The following is a 16,112-nucleotide window of genomic DNA, read 5'->3' on the forward strand; positions in this document are numbered from 1 at the left end:
GTGGTTGCCTATGGGTTTAGAAGAGGTGGTAGCGCTGCGCCATGGGCAGCACGTCGGAGGGTTCGCAGGTGGCTTCGACGCCGTCCACTGTCACCTTGTAGGTTTCGGGGTCGACGACGATGTCCGGGGTTTCGCCGTTGAACTTCAGGTCGGCTTTGCGCAGGTTCCTGATGCCGGTGACGGGCCGGATGATGCGTTCGAGTCCGAGTTTTTCGGGGACACCGGAGTCGATCGCTGCTTTGGAGAGGAACGTGATGGACGTCTGTTGGAGTGCCTTGCCGTAGGTGGCGAACATGGGCCGCATGGTGCGCGGCTGCGGGGTGGGAATGGAGGCGTTGGAGTCGCCCATGAGTGCGTAGGCGATCTGCCCGCCTTTGATGACGAGCTCGGGTTTCACTCCGAAGAACGCGGGGTCCCACAACACCAGGTCAGCGAATTTCCCTTCTTCCACCGAGCCAATGACGTCGGCCATGCCCTGTGCAATGGCGGGGTTGATGGTGTATTTGGCGACGTACCGCTTGAGCCGGAAGTTGTCGGACTCCCCGCCCAAGCCAGCACCATGCACCGCACCGGAAGGATCCTGAAGAACCCCGCGTTGCCGTTTCATCGCATCGGCCACCTGCCAGGTCCGGGTGATCACTTCTCCTACGCGGCCCATTGCCTGCGAGTCCGAGGACGTGATGGCGAAGACCCCCAGATCGTGCAGGACGTCCTCGGCTGCGATGGTTTCAGCACGGATGCGGGAGTCTGCGAAGGCCACGTCTTCCGGGATGTCCGGGTTGAGGTGGTGGCAGACCATGAGCATGTCCAGGTGCTCTTCGATGGTGTTCTTGGTATACGGCAACGTGGGGTTGGTGGAGGCCGGAAGCACATTGGGCAGCCCGGCAATCTTGATGATGTCCGGGGCGTGGCCGCCGCCTGCGCCTTCCGTGTGGAAGGTGTGAATGACCCGGCCGTCGATCGCGTTGATGGTGTCTTCCACGAAACCGCACTCGTTGAGGGTGTCCGTGTGAATCGCCACCTGGACGTCGTATTCGTCGGCCACGCGCAGGGACATGTCAATGGAGGACGTGGTGGAGCCCCAATCCTCATGGACTTTGAGCCCGACGGCACCGGCGCGGATCTGCTCTGCGAGGGGCTCGACGGCGGACGCGTGGCCCTTGCCGAACAGGCCGATGTTGATGGGGAGCCCTTCGGCGGCCTGGAGCATCCGCGAGATATGCCAGGACCCGGGCGTGATGGTGGTGGCTTTGGTTCCTTCTGCAGGTCCCGTGCCGCCGCCAACCATCGTGGTGACTCCGCTGCAGAGTGCAGTGGGAACCTGTTCGGGGGAAATGAAGTGGATATGGGTATCGATGCCACCGGCTGTGAGAATTTTCCGTTCGCCGGCGATGATCTCCGTGCTGGCACCGATCACGATGTCCACGCCGTCCATGATCTGCGGGTTGCCGGCTTTGCCGATCTTGAAAATGTGGCCATCCTTCAGTGCCACATCGGCCTTGTAGATGCCTGAGTAGTCCAGGACGATAACGTTGGTGATGACGGTGTCAGGGATGTCCTCGGAGCGCGTCGCCTGGCCGTTTTGGCCCATGCCATCGCGGATTACTTTGCCGCCCCCGAACACCACTTCTTCGCCGTAGACGGTGTAGTCGTTCTCAATTTCGAGGAAAAGTTCGGTGTCCGCCAAGCGGATGGCGTCACCTGTCGTTGGGCCGTACAGCTCGGCGTATTGCCGGCGGGGAAGCTCGAAGCTCATTTGCCCTCTCCTTCCATAGCCACTCCCGGGCGGGCGGTCCCGCCAAGGCTGGTTCCGCCGTCGAGCTTTCCGTTGACAGCGTTGCTCAAGCCGAAAACTTCACGGGAACCTGCCAACTCCACCAGGTGGACGGTCTTCTTGTCCCCGGGTTCAAAGCGGGCTGCTGTGCCGGCAGGGATGTCCAGACGCCGGCCATAAGCGGCTTCACGGTCAAACTCCAGGGCGCGGTTGGCCTCGGCAAAGTGGTAGTGCGAGCCAATCTGGACTGGCCGGTCACCTCGATTGACAACCTCGACGGCGATCGCCTCGCGGCCGCTGTTGCAGGCGATGGGCTCGGGGCGGAGCCTGTATTCACCGGGGATCATGGGGGCTCCTATCGAATGGGGTCGTGTACAGTGACAAGCTTGGTGCCGTCAGGGAACGTCGCTTCGATTTGGACGTCGTGGACCATCTCCGGCACACCTTCCATCACGTCTTCGCGACGCAGCAAAGTGGTTCCGTAGCTCATGAGCTCCGCAACGGATTTGCCGTCCCGGGCGCCCTCGATGAGCTCGTAGCTAATGATCGCGATAGCCTCCGGATAATTCAGCTTTAATCCGCGCGCCTGCCTTCGCCTGGCCAGATCGGCGGCCACCACGATCATGAGTTTTTCCTGCTCACGGGGCAAAAGATGCATTGATTCTCCTCAAAGCTGCTACCTGGGTGCACACGAAGGGACAGTTTGTGATCAGCGTAAGGACTGGAAGTTTCCGCCACGTTTCCAGAGGGTCTCAGTCAGCTGTGGGTTTGGCCGCCGTTCGATGCTTTCGGATTTGCCACACGGCCAGGATGACAACCACGACGGCGCCCACCACCAGTGCGGCACCGCGCCCCACTGCATGGGCTAGCTCTTCATAGGAGTTCCCTGCAACGAATCCCAGGGTCACGAACAGGGCGCCCCAAATGATGCCGCCCGTGAAGTTCCAGACGGCGAAGCGGCGGTATGGCATTCGGCTGAGCCCTGCGAGCGCGGGCATGACTGCGCGGAAAAAGGCTGTGAAGCGGCCGAGGAACACGGCGAGGCCGCCACGGCGGGCCAGGAAATCCTCGGCTTTTTGGAGCTGGGTTCTTCTCTTATCCAGGAGCTTCAGGGCCATGATCCGTGGACCGAGGTGCTTGCCTATCTCGTAGCCGACCGTGTCACCGAGGATGGCTGCGGAGATGACAACCAGGATCATGCCCCACAAGGGAAGAGAACCCCGGCTGGCGAAGACTCCCCCTACCACGGCAGCTGTTTCGCCTGGGATCACGAATCCGATAAACAAGGCGTCCTCGGCGAAGACCAATGCGAAGACGATGCAGATCACCACCAGTGGGCTGGCGTGAAGGAGTCCGTCGAACAACGACTGCATGGGGTTGAGTGTGGCAGATCAGCGGGTCTGTGGGGAGACGCTGCGGGCGCTGTTTTAATGACCGCCTATCCATAGACAGTCTAATACATCACTAATATACTAGTTGAGTACTTCACGTGAAAACCCGTGATCAGCTCGATGAGGAGTTAAACAGCACATGCAGAAACTCGCACACCGGCTTGAACGCCTGGGCACCGAAACTGCGTTCAGCGTGGCGCAGGCCGCTGCCGCCTGGAAGGCCAAAGGGAACCTGGTGTACCCCTTCCACCTTGGCGACATCAATATCCCAACGGCCCCTCACATCGTTGAGGCGATGAACAAGGCAATCACCGATGGCTACACGGGCTACTGCCCCGGTCCCGGTATCCCCCAGCTTCGGGAAGCCCTCGCCGAAGACCTCGGCGCACGGCGCGGAATGGAATTCTCCCCCGACAACGTGGTGGTGATGACCGGCGGTAAGCCCGTTATCACCAAGTTCCTGCAGGCCGTCATGAACCCAGGCCAGGAGGTGCTCTACCCCAACCCCGGGTTCCCGATCTACGAATCCCAGATCGAATATCTGGGCGGCACGGCTGTGCCCTACCGCTATGTGCCCACAAGTGACGGATTCGCGATCGACCTCGACCAGGTCCGGGCATCAATCACCCCGAACACGGCCGCGATCATCTACAACGATCTGCAGAACCCCATCTCTGCCGAATCGACGGCGTCCGAACGCGAGGCAATCGCCCAGATCGCACAAGAGCACGACCTCTGGGTACTCTCCGATGAGGCCTACTTCGAGACGCGCTACGAAGGAGTCTCAAGCTCTATTGCGTCGCTTCCCGGCATGGCCGAGCGCACCGTCATCCTGTACACGTTCAGCAAGAAGTTCGCCATGACGGGCTCGCGGCTGGGCTGTGCCGTTGCCCCGCTTGAAATAGCGAAAGTGCTCAGCACCCTCAACACCAACGATGAATCGTGCACCACTCACTATGTGCAGTGGGCCGGCATCGAAGCCCTTCGCGGCCCCCAGGAACCGGTACAGCAGATGCTGGACATCCTGAAGGAACGCCGGGATACCGCGTGCGGGATCGTCAATGCCATCCCGGGAATGAGCGTGGCAGTTCCGCAGTCCACGTTCTACCTGTTCCCCGACGTCACCGAGGCCATGCAGCGGCTGGGTTACACAGCAGTGGGCGACTTCGCATCCGACGCCCTCTACAAGACTGGGGTCTCGTTCTGCACGCGTGAACACTTCGGCCGGCGTCTGCCCGGCGAGGAGCGGCAGTACATCCGGCTCGCGTACTCCGGCATCGAAGTGCCAGACATCCGCGATGGCCTGGGCCGCCTGCGTGAATGGATCGAGACGGCATGAGCCGCGTAGTCGTCACCGGACGCGTGCCCGAACCGGCACTCGAGAAGCTCCGCGCCGAACACGAGGTGGATGCTTGGGAGGGCTCGGACTCCATCAGCCGCCAGGAACTTCTGCGCCGCGTAGCAGGAGCCGACGCCATAGTGAGCCTGCTGACCGAACGCATTGACGCCGAACTGCTCGACGCCGCGGGCCCGCAGCTCAAAGTGGTCGCGAACGTCGCCGTTGGCTATGACAACATCGACGTCCCCGCCTGCACCGAACGGGGGATCATCGCCACCAACACCCCGGGGGTGCTCACTGAGGCCACAGCCGACATCGCGTTCGGCCTGATCCTTATGGCCACGCGCCGGCTCGGCGAGGGGGAACGGCTCATCCGTTCCGGCCAGGCCTGGAAATGGGGAATGTTCTTCCTGCTCGGCAGCAGCCTGCAGGGCAAGACCCTGGGTGTCGTCGGCATGGGTGGCATCGGCCAAGCCACAGCACGCCGGGCCAAGGCCTTCGGAATGGAGATCGTCTACCAGTCACGCAGCGAAATCGACCCCGCCATCGCCGCGGAACTCGGCGCACGGCGAGTGGAGCTCGACGAACTGCTGACCATCTCCGACGTCGTCTCGCTGCACTGCCCGTACGGGCCGACAACGCATCACCTGATCGGCGCTGAGCAACTCGCCACGATGAAAAAGTCCGCCTATCTCGTCAACACCGCACGCGGACCCATCATCGACGAAGCCGCACTCGCCTTGGCCCTCCGCGAAGGACAGATCGCGGGCGCAGGCCTGGATGTCTTCGAACAAGAGCCGAAGGTGCATCCATGGTTGCTGGAACTGGAAAACGTGACGCTTGTGCCGCACCTCGGCTCCGCCACGGTGGAAACACGCACGGCCATGGCAGTACTCGCGGCGGACAACACGCTCGCCGTGCTTAAGGGTGAACAGCCGCCTACTCCCATCGGCTAAGGGAAGCGGAAGCGGCAGTTGCTGTGGCGGCGGGTAAATTTCCACCCGCCGCCACAGTCTTTAACCCCGATGAAGCATCAGGCAGGACTGCTAGTTGTTCCGGCCGCGGGCGGCGACCTTCCATGTGTCCACCACTGTGCCCTCACGAACTACAGTGACCTCGTCCACCAGGTTCATGGCCAGGCAAACGTGGTTCGGGATCAGCCTGAGCCGCGTGCCTAGTGCCGGCAGTTCCTCAGAGTCCGGCCAAACAACGGTGGCGTGGTGTTCGGAGAGCGCTGTGATCCGGGCGTCCCGGTATTCGGGCAGGCGCCCGTATCCGGTGGCCCAATCGGGGCGGTCACTGCCCAGGATCTTGCTGCCGGCGTCGACCACCACCCTCCGGACATTCCCGCCGTCGGACTCGTGGCGGCTGACCACAGTAGCAGCGACTGTCAGCGCGATGTCGTCCCACGTGCACCGTTCGAGTTCAAGCTGTTGGGCATCACCGAAAACATAGACGCCGGGGCGCAACTCGGTGGCCAGCGTTTCGGCGTCGAGCATTGCGGTCGGGGTGGAACCGCCGCTGATGGTGCGGACCTCAAAGCCGGCATGCTCCAGTGCGGCGGAAGCACGGCCAAGGGCCTCATTCTCGTTACCCGCTGCATCCCTTGGCATTCCCGGCTTGTAACTATGTCCGGGGAATGTGAAGACGCCCGCAATGTTCAGGCCGCTTGCTGCGGCCGCGCGCGCAACGTCCACCACTTCTCCGGGCAAGACTCCGCTGCGGTGATGCCCGCTGTCCACTTCGATCAGGACATCAATACTTCTGGCATCGGCGCCCAGCTGGCGGCCCATCGCCGTCGCGCTTTCCACTGAATCGGTGCCCACCGCGATGCTGCACGTCCTGGTAAGCTTCCGCAGCCGCTCCGCGTGGTGCGCCTCAACCCACAGCGGGTAGGCGATGAAAATGTCCGTGGCACCCCCGGCCGCGAAGACCTCGGCTTCCCCGATCGTCGCCACCGTTAGCCCTACCGCTCCAGCCGCCAGCTGCTTGGCCGCGATCTCCAGGGTCTTGTGTGTCTTCACATGCGGGCGGAGCCTCAGTCCCCTGCTCAGCATGCTCGATGCCATACGTTGGATATTCCGGTCGAGGACATCGACGTCGATCATGATGGCGGGCGTGACGATTCCGTCCGGGAATGCGTGGTTCATTCTTAGAACAGTAACGTCCTACGGCGCGGACTGCCTGACGCGCAGCGAGAACGCCGCTTCCGTTTGCTCCACTTTGTCCGGGGAACCGTTGCCTTCGATCCTGTTGATGAGGAGTTCGACGGCGCGCTCCGCAATTTCCGCACGGCCAGGCTCCACTGTGGTCAACGACGGCGACGCGAATCTGGCTTCGTCAATGTCGTCGAAGCCCGCCACCGCTATGTCGTCCGGGACCCGCTTGCCTCGGACCAGAAGTTCGTGCAGCGCCCCCAAGGCAACGACGTCGTTCAAACCGAAAACGGCGTCAAAGCCAACGCCGCTGTCCAGCAGCCGCGCGATCGCGTCCGCACCGCCGTCGCGCCGCCACTCGCAATCAATCACGAGGGCCGGGTCATACTCCACACCGGCGGCAGCGAGCGCAGCTTTGTAGCCGTTAAGGCGCAGGCCGTTACTGCCGGTTGTGTCGCCGTCGTGCGCGCCCAAAACGGCTATCCGACGGCGACCTTCCGCCAGCAGGTGCGCGGTGACGGCTGCCGCTGCCTCGTGGTTTTGGATGAGGACCATGTCCAGCCGCGGGTCCTGCACGAATTCGCCCAGCAGGACCAGCGGTTTCTTGCCGGCGGCCTGAATGATCTGCTCGGCATCCAGCGACAGTGGGATGAAAAGGAGCCCGTCCGTGAGGCTGCGGAACTGGCCTTGAAGTGCAGACTTTTCGTGGGCGGCCGCGTTGCCGGACTGCTCGACGAGGACCCGGTAGCCCCGCGCCCATGCCGCCTTCATGATGTCCGAGGCGAGCTCGGCATAGTAGGGAACCGAGAGGTCGCTCAGCACCAGTCCCAGCATGCTGGTCTTGCCGGAACGGAGGCTGCGGGCCGTCAGGTTGGTTTCGTATCCGAGTTCTTCGATTGCAGCCAGGACGCGCTGCTTGGTCGCTGGCCGGATGAACTCGTAGTTGTTGATGACGTTGGAAACCGTCTTCAAGGAGACCCCGGCGGCCCGCGCGACGTCGTTCATGGTGACGGCCATCAATGTGCTCCTTCAATCCCTCTGCCCCGGATCCGTTCGCCGGGGTTGCTGGAATACATCGTTGCAGATCAGGCCCAAGTTGGGTCATCCGATGACGGCCGCCACCGCTTGGATCTCCACAAGTTGGTGGTCGCAGCCAAGAACGGTCGCGCGCAGGACACGTTCATTTTGGTGATGTTTTGCGAGCCCGTTCCACCATGCGTAGGCGTCAGCTATATCTTCTGGTGGGGCGCGCGCGTAGTGTCACCAGTAGGAGATTTCGGGTGGTGTCGGTCCGGGGTTGAATAACCGGGCTTTGCGCGAACACGAGCGCAGTGCCACCCAGCCGGAGAAGTGTGGACTCTGGCGTTGCAGAATTGAGGCCGTCATGGCCCAGAACAACGCAGTGCCAGTCCCATCAGCCGAACAGTTGCAGACCGCACTTGAATCCCGGGCCGTTGTGAACGCGGCCGTCTCCGTCATCATGATGCATGACCGTTCCAGCCGGGAATCAGCAATTCGGCTCCTGCAACTTGCCTCCCGGAACAGCGACAAGTGCTTTCACGAGGTCGCCAGAGACATCCTGGAACACGCCAGGGGCGGGAACAACCTGGGCGGCAGAGTGCCATGAACGATAGGCCCAAGTGGGCAGAGCCCAGCTGGAATAACGAACAGCGCAAGCATGCCGGAGAACGCTACCGGGGCAGGAACCTCAACCTGAGCCGCTTGTGGACCTACTATCTCGGCATCGGCGGTGACGCCGACGAATTTGCGTTGGACGGGTACCTCAACGGACTTTTGGGGCTTGCCCCAGGCCAAATGCGGCTTGTGGACACAGCAATAGACGAACTAAGCGCCGACGGCCAGCCTGGCCCTGTGGGACAGTAGCAAGGGACAAGACAATGACAGAAACCCAGCCGTCTCCAACCCACTATTTGGGTAGCCCGTCCACGTTTCGTGTTCCGGATGAGACCCACGTTGATCTGACCGAATTCCTGACCCGTCTGCAGGATCTACTCGTCGAAAACGCCGACATCCGGGATTTCCTCGAAGACCTCGCCACCATGACGGCCACAAAACTGACCAAGGCTGGCAATACCATAGCTTGCGGTGTGACCGTTATTCGACAGAAAAAGCCGATTGCAATCGCGGACAGCGACGCCCTTGCACGGAACTTGGATGAGATCCAGAACAGCTTTGATGATGGCCCCTGCCTTACGGCCCTTAGAACGCGCACAATTACGCACGTCCCCGACGTTCACACCGAGCAACGCTGGCCCGAATACATGCGTGTTGCCGCCGCAACCAATGTGGGTTCCATACTGGCCCTGCCTATGGAACTGAACAGCACTGCAGAGGCAGTAGTGAACCTTTACTCCACGCGCACTCACGGCTTTTCCCATGACGACCTGCTGGCAGCGGAGCGTGTTACGGCCACCGGGGCAAAGGCGCTGCACTTGGCCCTGAAGATCTCGCAGTTGCGGGACGCGAGGGACAATCTCAGTGCAGCTTTGCAATCCCGCACCACCATTGATACCGCCGTCGGAATCATCATGGCGCAGAACCGCTGCAGCCGTGACGCGGCGTTCCAGATCCTCGCCAGCGCATCCAGCCACCGCAACATCAAGCTCAGGGAAGTGGCCGCGCGAATCATCGCCCGCATTTCCGGTGAGCACGAGATCTCAGCAGCCTTTGAGGAATAACAACGCACTTTCCTGAACACGGGCATCGGGCCGCGAAAACCATTAAACTGGTGCCCTGACACAGGAGTCCAGCGATTACAGCATCTTGGTCGGCCCGCCGACCTGATGGCCGGAGAGAGCATGACGAATAAGCAAATTCCTCTGGAACAGCTTCCCCTCGCAGGGCGGGGTCGCCCGATCGTTTCGGCAAAGAGCCCATGGCCTGAACACGGGCAGTCCTGATCCAGGCCGGTGGACATGGGCTTTGACAGCAAAGAACCCGAACAACGCCGCAGGCTTTTGGCGGCGCTTACCGTCGCGCGGATCAGCACCAGCACCTTGTGGCTCCATTACTTCAGCATCGGCGGGTCCGTGGGCGAATACGAGGTGGAGGCTTACCTGCAAGGCATGGTCTCTATCCCAGAGTTGGAGCGTGACCTTTTGGCCATGGCCGCGAACGAACTCTCGGACAGTAAGCCACGCCCGGCTGCGCCTTACGCTGACGAACTTTCGGAGGAGGATTCCATTCCTCAAGACGACGGGGATCTTAAGGGGGACGACTCCGCTTCCTCGTAGCCGTCACATAGCGCTCATCCCTCTGCAACGCCCCTGCAACATTTATGCGAGAGGCTGGGACGAATGGACGGGCCAGCCGAGGAGAGCAGATATGAGCATCGGAAACAGGGACCTATTTCAGGCATTGAAAACGCAGGCCAGCCTGGCGCAGGCTTTCGGCAGCTTGCCTTGCGACGCGGAGGAGCCGCACCGGCTGAACCCGGGCGATCATATCGAGGCCTGGCATAACGGACGCCTCTACCACCGGGGTACGGTGCTCAAGACAATCGCAGGTACTGACCTGTTCTGGCTCCAGGATGCAGAAACCGGGGGCCGACGGCTGCTGGATTTGGAATCGCTGGAGATCGTCCCTGCTGAGGAACCGGCTCCGACACCTGCTGTGCAGGCGCCGGAGCCCTTCCAGGACGCTCCGTCAGAAGCAACGGTCACACCGATTTCGCTGTATCCGATCTTCCAGGACGGGTCGCAGGCGATCGCCTAGGAATCCAGCGACAACCGGATCATGCTCCAGCTCACGGCCGGAAGCCCGGCGGTGAGCCGGCCGCCGTCGAGCCTTACACTGACGTTCTCTGAAGGCAGGACGGACGTCGAATCATCCGCGGTTGCCTGCCAGTACGGGTCCTTGTTCGTGTAGGTGACGGCCTCGATGACGCTGGCGGCCCCCAAACCCCCGACGGCGGCGTCGAGCGTGAGTGCGTCCGTCGCCGAACGGTTCACGGCGAAAACCACAACCTCCTTGGCTTCGGCGTCGTAGGTAGCCACAGCTGACAACGAATTGAAGCCGGCCGTCTTTTCGCTGTCCAGCTTCGGCGACTCGACAGCAAGGTTCAGCACCGTACCCGAGGCATGCTGGGAGGTGAGCGCGAACGGGTGGAACGTGGTCTGCTTCCAGGAGCGCCCGCCCGGCTCGGTCATGATCGGTGCGATGACGTTGACCAACTGCGCGAGGCTGGCGGAGTGGACGCGATCCGTGTTGCGAAGCAGTGCGATGAGCAGGTCCCCCACGACAACCGCGTCAGCCACCGTGTAACGGTCCTCGAGCAGAACCGGCGCTACAGGCCAATCGTCGCCCGTGGGAGCCTTGGACTCGTCGCGTGAACCGTGCCAGACATTCCATTCATCGAAGGAAATGTTGACCTGCTTTTCCGATTTGGTTGCAGACTTCACGTGATCGATGTGGGAGACGAGATCCCTGATGAATGCCTCCATCCGGTGCCCGGCAGACAGGTGCTCCTGCAGGTCGCCGAAGTCCTCAAAGTACTGGTGCGCGGAAATCAGGTCTACAAGCTCGTACGTCTCGGTGAGGACAATGCGCTCCCATTCCCCGAATGTGGGCATTGTTGGACTCGAACTTCCACAGGCCACCAGCTCCAGGTCCGGGTTGACCATGCGCATGGCGCGGGCGGTTTCGGCGGCGAGGCGAGCATACTCGCCGGCCTTCTTGTGGCCGATCTGCCAGAAGCCATCCATCTCGTTCCCGAGGCACCACATAGTGATGTTGTGGGGCTCGACGGCGCCATTCGCCTTGCGCTGTTCGGACAGGGCCGTGCCGCCTTTGATGTTGCAGTATTCCAGGATGTCCAGCGCTTCCTGGGTCCCGCGAGTGCCCAGGTTGACCGCCATCATGGGCTCAACACCGGCTTTCTCTGACCACTTGGCAAACTCGTCCACACCCACCAGGTTGGGGTCGCTTGAGTGCCAGGCAAGGTCAAGCCTCGTTGGGCGCTGGTCCACTGGGCCAACTCCGTCCTCCCAGCGGTAGCCGGAGACGAAGTTGCCGCCGGGATAGCGAACTGTGGAGACACCCAGCTCCTTCGTGAGTTCCAGGACATCGGTACGGAAACCGTCCTCGTCCGCCTTCGGGTGTTCGGGTTCGAAGATGCCCGTGTAGACGCATCGGCCCAAGTGTTCGACGAAGGCACCGAATGTCTTCCGCCTGACGGGACCCACGATGAATGCGGGATCGATGGTGATTTTGGCGGTGGGGGTTTCGGGGTTCTGAGTTCCCAAGGGGCGTCCTTGTCTGCTTGCTTTGTGGATTGGGTCAATTTACAACGTTATAGAAACCATGTTGGTGGGGGCGGGGTGCGGGAGTCAAGAAGTTTTTTCGGGGAACCCCGCCCAACGGACAATTCACCCCTGCGCGCGGCGGTGATTTGTCCGTTGACGGGGGTCCGGGCGCCTGGGAGTCCGGGAACAAAAACAGGCCGGAGACTCAACGTCTCCGGCCTGCAGAAGGGTGGGCCCTGTGGGGATCGAACCCACGACCCACGGATTAAAAGTCCGATGCTCTACCAACTGAGCTAAAGGCCCCTCCAGCTGTTGAAACAGCCATGAATACTGTACCTCAACGTCAAGCCAGTCGAGGAACGGGCTCAGCAACGCGGCGTCGTGACCTCTTTTGAGCAAACAGCCGACGACGGCGCGCGGCGGCAGCGGCGCGTCGGCCCACCTGCGGCGGCAAAGCAGGTCGGGAAGGCACCACGGCAGCAAGAAAGCAGCCCAAGAAACCGTTACTCGACCCCATCAGGGCACAGGAGTACGGTGAACTCATGAGCGAACAGCCAGGACCACGTGCGTACGGCGGAGCGAACAGGCACCACAAGCCCAAGCCCTTCGCGCCCATCGATTTCGAACCGTTCGCCGGTGGGGCAGATCCCGCCCGCGTCTCCGAGGCTGCCCACTTGGCGGCCCAGGCGCTCGTAAAACGTGGCCGCGACAGCGACGACCCCAAGGTCACCCGTCGCTTGGTGAAGCTGGCCGACGAGCAGGGTCTCGAAGCCATCGCTGAGATGTGGGCCGAAAGCCCCGCCCGTTCCCTGCCCGGCGCGTTGTGGAGGCTGTACGCCCTCCGCGCCGCAACTATCCGGAACCCCGAGCGCATCTCGGTGTACTTCAGGGCAGGCCGCGACACTGCGCAGGTATCCAACGTGGTGGCTGGAGCTGCAGAGCCGCCCGGAGCAGATGAAATGAAGACCATGGCGGACGCTATTTTGTCCGGCGCGTTCGACGGCGATTTCGACGTCGCACTGGAACGTTCCGCTGCATTCTGCCGCGTTGTGGCGCTCGGCCAGGCGACCCTGGCGGACGGGGCGGAGCACAGCAATGAAAGCCATGCAAGCAAGCTCACACGCAACTCGCACCAGCTGGTAAAGACTGCCGAGGACCTCGAACATGCCGCCAATGCGTGGAGGTTGGGAGAGCTGGATTAAGGTCCAAAAACCCCCGAATTTACCCACGTCGGACCCAACCTGTCAATGTTGACTTAGCCCCACCGACGTAGAACACTGAAACTGGTGCCGAACCGCGAAACCCCCGGGCTTCAACTTATAGCCGCTTCGAGCGGCCTACCGCCGAGAGGCGTATCCGGTTCGGCACCATTTTTATGCCTGGGCACAGATCCGGGCTAGCCACCCCTGAATGTGAGCCGTGGCCATACGCGCAGACTTAGCGGTGGCCGTCGTCGTACCGGTAAAGTTGGGGCCGAAGCGGGAAGCGTCAAGTCAAGCAGCCCGCAGCCCATCCGTCCCCGGCCCGGAAGCGATATGAAGCTGCGCCTTTTCCCCCAGGAACCTGCCGGGCTCGTACTGCTCGCGCAGATGGCCGGCGTCATTGTGGCCGCCACCGGAACGCTCTCAGAGATCCTCGGCGCCCAGGCAAGTGAGCACGAACGCCTGACCGAGGAACTCCACGAGCACGAGTCAAAATCACTGGACCTGCACTTTGCGCTCCTGACCCATATGCGCACCAGCTTCGTGAACCCGCTCCCGCGCGAGGACATGTACACCTTGTCCCGCCACCTCAACGAGGCCATGGAGAAGCTCGACGCCGCAGGCGAGTTGGTTGCCCTTTACAAACTGGAGCGGCTGCCCAAGCGCGCGGCCGACCAATTGGAGATCATCAGCCGCCAAGCCGAGCTGACCGTGGACGCCATGCGAAAGCTCGAAGACCTCGACGAACTTGAGGACTACTGGATCGAGATCCTCAGGCTGGCGAAACGTGCAGAGCGAACCCACCGCACGTGGGTGGCCGAGATGCTGAAGGATATGAAGTCCACGCAGTATGCGCGGCACCGGGACATCGCCAACCAGTTGGTGGAAGTGACCAAGGATATGCGGAAGATCGCCACGCAGGTAGGCAGCATCATCGTCAAGGAATCATGACGTGATCGTTGCATTCCTGGTCCTCGTGGTGGGTTTGGCTTCAGGGTTCGCGTTTCTCAACGGCTTCCGTGACGTCTCCAATGCCGTAGCACTGTCTACGAGGACACGAGCCCTCACACCGTCCGTGGCGGTGCTCCTGGCAGCTGTGTTCAACTTCATCGGCGCTATGCTCAGCGGCAGCTTCGTGCTCGCATTTACGCAGTCCTGGATCTCCCTGCCCAATGGCATTGGTGGGCTCTCAATGCTGACGTCCGCCCTTGCCGCCTCCATCATCTGGGGCGTGTACTCATGGTGGCGGGGCATCCCTTTGTCTTCCACCAACTCACTTGTGGGCGGACTGATCGGCGCGGGCGCTGCGAGCGTGCTGGTGGGTGGGAACTCGATCAGCGGCGTGGACAACGTCCTCCTGACCCAGGTCGCATTACCTTTGGTCCTGTCCCCTTTGATCGCTTTCGTGGCGGCGTACTTGCTCGTATGGCCGGTGACATGGGCGGCACGCTATACGCAGCCGAATGTCATCAACAGGCGTTTTCGCCGCGCGCAAGCTGTCTCTGCTGCGGCGGTGGCTTTCGGCCATGGACTCCAGGATGGGCAGCGCACCGCGGCCGTTCTCCTGCTGGCGCTGGTGGCGGCGGGATTGTCCAGTGGGAGCGAATTGCCCTTGTGGATCCTCCTTCTGACCGCGATCATGCTGACAGCGGGCACCATGTTTGGTGGTTGGAGGATCTCGCACACCCTGGGTCACAAGTTGATCCGAGTGGACCCTCTTCGAGGGTTCGTGGCGCAGACCCTGACTTCCGTGATGCTGTTCATCGGCGCCATCGGCCTGCAGCTACCGCTGTCCACAACCCACACGCTGACCGCGTCCGTGCTGGGTGCGGGCACCCACCAACGATTCGCCACCACCAACAGGCGTCTTGTGCGCAGGATTCTCCTGTTCTGGGTGGCCACACCGCTCGTCACGGCCGCCATGGCTTTCGTCCTTGAGTTGGCGTTCTCGCCCCTGGCCAAAAACTAACGCCCGACGGCTGGACTCACCTTCCCGGGGCGGGCTCGATCCCAGCGTCCTCCCCAACCAGGTCGCAGCAGAGCGCGTTATGAAGGCTCAAAACGCGCTCTGCTGCGACGTAGTTGGGTACAAAAAAGTGACGGCGGCCGTACCCCCAAGGCGACGGCCGCCGTCGTTTATTGCCGGCTCCCCCAAATAAGCCGGAACCTGCACACCCCTTATCCGAAGCGGCCGGAGACGTAGTCTTCCGTGGCCTTCTGGGCGGGGTTGTTGAAGATGCTGGTGGTGTCTGCGAACTCGATGAGCTTGCCGGGCTTGCCGGTGCCTGCAATGTTGAAGAACGCGGTCTTGTCCGACACACGGGCGGCCTGCTGCATGTTGTGGGTCACGATCACCACGGTGTACTGGTCCTTGAGCTCATTGATGAGGTCCTCGACAGCCAGCGTGGAGATGGGGTCCAGGGCGGAGCAGGGCTCGTCCATGAGGATCACCTGCGGTTCCACAGCGATGGCACGCGCGATGCAGAGGCGCTGCTGCTGGCCGCCCGAAAGGCCGGAACCTGGCTTGTCGAGGCGGTCCTTGACCTCATTCCACAGGTTGGCTCCAACCAAGGACTTCTCTACCAGGGCATCGGCTTCGCCCTTGGAGATCTTCTTGTTGTTCAGCTTCACGCCGGCCAGAACATTGTCCCGGATGGACATGGTGGGGAACGGGTTGGGGCGCTGGAAGACCATGCCAACCTGGGTGCGAACGGTAACGGGGTCAACGCCGGGGTCGTAAAGGTTGTCGCCGTCCAGCAGGACCTCGCCCTCGACGCGTGCACCGGGAAGGACCTCGTGCATGCGGTTCAAAGTGCGGAGGAAGGTGGACTTGCCACAGCCGGACGGGCCGATGAAGGCCGTGACGGACTTGGCTTCAATGTTGATGTTGACGTCCTCAACAGCCAGGAAGCTGCCGTAGTAGACATTCAAGTCTTTGACGTCGATGCGCTTGGACATGGTGTTCCTTATTCCTTGGGGGTTTCTG

Annotated in this window: 18 protein-coding genes and 1 tRNA gene; 10 read left to right on the top strand and 9 right to left on the bottom strand. The window is 61.9% G+C overall.

What is annotated here, in order from left to right; genetic code table 11:
* Positions 1 to 16: 16 nt before the first annotated feature.
* The 4 genes from ureC to ABIE18_RS03770 all read right to left on the bottom strand — a co-directional run bounded on the left by ureC (position 17) and on the right by ABIE18_RS03770 (position 3,147).
* Positions 17 to 1,756 carry an urease subunit alpha gene (gene ureC / locus ABIE18_RS03755; protein WP_499721270.1) on the bottom strand — a complete coding sequence of 580 codons (1,740 nt, stop codon included), beginning with the start codon at positions 1,754 to 1,756 and terminating at the stop codon, positions 17 to 19.
* Entirely contained in the window at positions 1,753 to 2,121 is a 369-nt protein-coding gene (locus ABIE18_RS03760) for an urease subunit beta (RefSeq protein WP_499721272.1), read from the bottom strand. Before ABIE18_RS03760 ends, ureC begins: the two co-directional genes overlap by 4 nt.
* 8 nt (positions 2,122 to 2,129) lie before the next feature.
* The gene (locus ABIE18_RS03765; RefSeq protein ID WP_499721273.1) at positions 2,130 to 2,432 is read right to left on the bottom strand and encodes an urease subunit gamma; all 303 of its coding nucleotides are present in this window, start codon (positions 2,430 to 2,432) and stop codon (positions 2,130 to 2,132) included.
* 94 nt (positions 2,433 to 2,526) lie between these two features.
* Entirely contained in the window at positions 2,527 to 3,147 is a 621-nt protein-coding gene (locus tag ABIE18_RS03770; RefSeq protein WP_499721275.1) for a DedA family protein, read from the bottom strand.
* A gap of 157 nt (positions 3,148 to 3,304) precedes the next feature.
* Between ABIE18_RS03770 and ABIE18_RS03775 the strand changes: the two genes are divergently transcribed.
* Complete coding sequence (locus tag ABIE18_RS03775) at positions 3,305 to 4,504, top strand: pyridoxal phosphate-dependent aminotransferase (protein WP_431117497.1); 1,200 nt, start codon at positions 3,305 to 3,307, stop codon at positions 4,502 to 4,504.
* Positions 4,501 to 5,460, top strand: a complete 960-nt coding sequence (locus tag ABIE18_RS03780; RefSeq protein ID WP_499721276.1) for a 2-hydroxyacid dehydrogenase — start codon at positions 4,501 to 4,503, stop codon at positions 5,458 to 5,460. Before ABIE18_RS03775 ends, ABIE18_RS03780 begins: the two co-directional genes overlap by 4 nt.
* 90 nt (positions 5,461 to 5,550) lie before the next feature.
* On the opposite strand, the gene ABIE18_RS03785 is transcribed toward ABIE18_RS03780, so the two are convergent.
* Positions 5,551 to 6,654 carry a D-TA family PLP-dependent enzyme gene (locus ABIE18_RS03785; RefSeq protein ID WP_499721277.1) on the bottom strand — a complete coding sequence of 368 codons (1,104 nt, stop codon included), beginning with the start codon at positions 6,652 to 6,654 and terminating at the stop codon, positions 5,551 to 5,553.
* Positions 6,655 to 6,672: 18 nt separating this feature from the next.
* Positions 6,673 to 7,677: a LacI family DNA-binding transcriptional regulator gene (locus tag ABIE18_RS03790; RefSeq protein WP_499721279.1), complete on the bottom strand. Its 1,005-nt coding sequence runs from the start codon at positions 7,675 to 7,677 to the stop codon at positions 6,673 to 6,675.
* A 367-nt stretch (positions 7,678 to 8,044) separates the two neighbouring features.
* Between ABIE18_RS03790 and ABIE18_RS03795 the strand changes: the two genes are divergently transcribed.
* From ABIE18_RS03795 to ABIE18_RS03815, 5 genes are all read left to right on the top strand, one after another.
* Positions 8,045 to 8,287, top strand: a complete 243-nt coding sequence (locus ABIE18_RS03795; protein WP_499721281.1) for an ANTAR domain-containing protein — start codon at positions 8,045 to 8,047, stop codon at positions 8,285 to 8,287.
* Complete coding sequence (locus ABIE18_RS03800; RefSeq protein WP_499721283.1) at positions 8,284 to 8,544, top strand: hypothetical protein; 261 nt, start codon at positions 8,284 to 8,286, stop codon at positions 8,542 to 8,544. The genes ABIE18_RS03795 and ABIE18_RS03800 overlap by 4 nt, the downstream gene beginning before the upstream one ends.
* Before the next feature lie 14 nt (positions 8,545 to 8,558).
* The gene (locus tag ABIE18_RS03805) at positions 8,559 to 9,359 is read left to right on the top strand and encodes an ANTAR domain-containing protein (RefSeq protein WP_499721284.1); all 801 of its coding nucleotides are present in this window, start codon (positions 8,559 to 8,561) and stop codon (positions 9,357 to 9,359) included.
* 237 nt (positions 9,360 to 9,596) lie between these two features.
* A complete protein-coding gene (locus ABIE18_RS03810) occupies positions 9,597 to 9,914 on the top strand; it encodes a hypothetical protein (RefSeq protein WP_499721286.1) in 318 nt (105 codons plus the stop codon).
* A gap of 91 nt (positions 9,915 to 10,005) precedes the next feature.
* On the top strand, positions 10,006 to 10,395 hold the full coding sequence (locus tag ABIE18_RS03815) for a hypothetical protein (protein ID WP_499721288.1): 390 nt from the start codon (positions 10,006 to 10,008) through the stop codon (positions 10,393 to 10,395).
* Here the strand turns inward: ABIE18_RS03815 and arfA are convergent.
* Both arfA and ABIE18_RS03825 read right to left on the bottom strand, forming a co-directional pair.
* Positions 10,392 to 11,924, bottom strand: a complete 1,533-nt coding sequence (arfA, locus tag ABIE18_RS03820) for an arabinosylfuranosidase ArfA (protein WP_499721290.1) — start codon at positions 11,922 to 11,924, stop codon at positions 10,392 to 10,394. The two genes, ABIE18_RS03815 and arfA, sit on opposite strands and share 4 nt — an antisense overlap.
* 230 nt (positions 11,925 to 12,154) lie before the next feature.
* Positions 12,155 to 12,227: transfer RNA gene (locus tag ABIE18_RS03825), tRNA-Lys, on the bottom strand.
* A 239-nt stretch (positions 12,228 to 12,466) separates the two neighbouring features.
* On the opposite strand from ABIE18_RS03825, the gene ABIE18_RS03830 reads away from it, so the two are divergent.
* From ABIE18_RS03830 to ABIE18_RS03840, 3 genes are all read left to right on the top strand, one after another.
* Complete coding sequence (locus tag ABIE18_RS03830; RefSeq protein WP_499721292.1) at positions 12,467 to 13,126, top strand: hypothetical protein; 660 nt, start codon at positions 12,467 to 12,469, stop codon at positions 13,124 to 13,126.
* A 333-nt stretch (positions 13,127 to 13,459) separates the two neighbouring features.
* Entirely contained in the window at positions 13,460 to 14,077 is a 618-nt protein-coding gene (locus ABIE18_RS03835) for a DUF47 domain-containing protein (protein ID WP_224094658.1), read from the top strand.
* A 1-nt stretch (position 14,078) separates the two neighbouring features.
* Positions 14,079 to 15,095, top strand: a complete 1,017-nt coding sequence (locus tag ABIE18_RS03840; RefSeq protein ID WP_499721294.1) for an inorganic phosphate transporter — start codon at positions 14,079 to 14,081, stop codon at positions 15,093 to 15,095.
* A 209-nt stretch (positions 15,096 to 15,304) separates the two neighbouring features.
* Here ABIE18_RS03840 and pstB read toward each other — a convergent pair whose 3' ends face one another.
* Positions 15,305 to 16,084, bottom strand: a complete 780-nt coding sequence (gene pstB, locus ABIE18_RS03845; RefSeq protein ID WP_431117483.1) for a phosphate ABC transporter ATP-binding protein PstB — start codon at positions 16,082 to 16,084, stop codon at positions 15,305 to 15,307.
* Between the last annotated feature and the right edge of the window lie 28 nt (positions 16,085 to 16,112).

Origin of the sequence: Arthrobacter sp. 2762 (assembly GCF_040548745.1) — a bacterium.
In the GTDB taxonomy this organism is placed as follows: Bacteria; Actinomycetota; Actinomycetes; order Actinomycetales; family Micrococcaceae; genus Arthrobacter.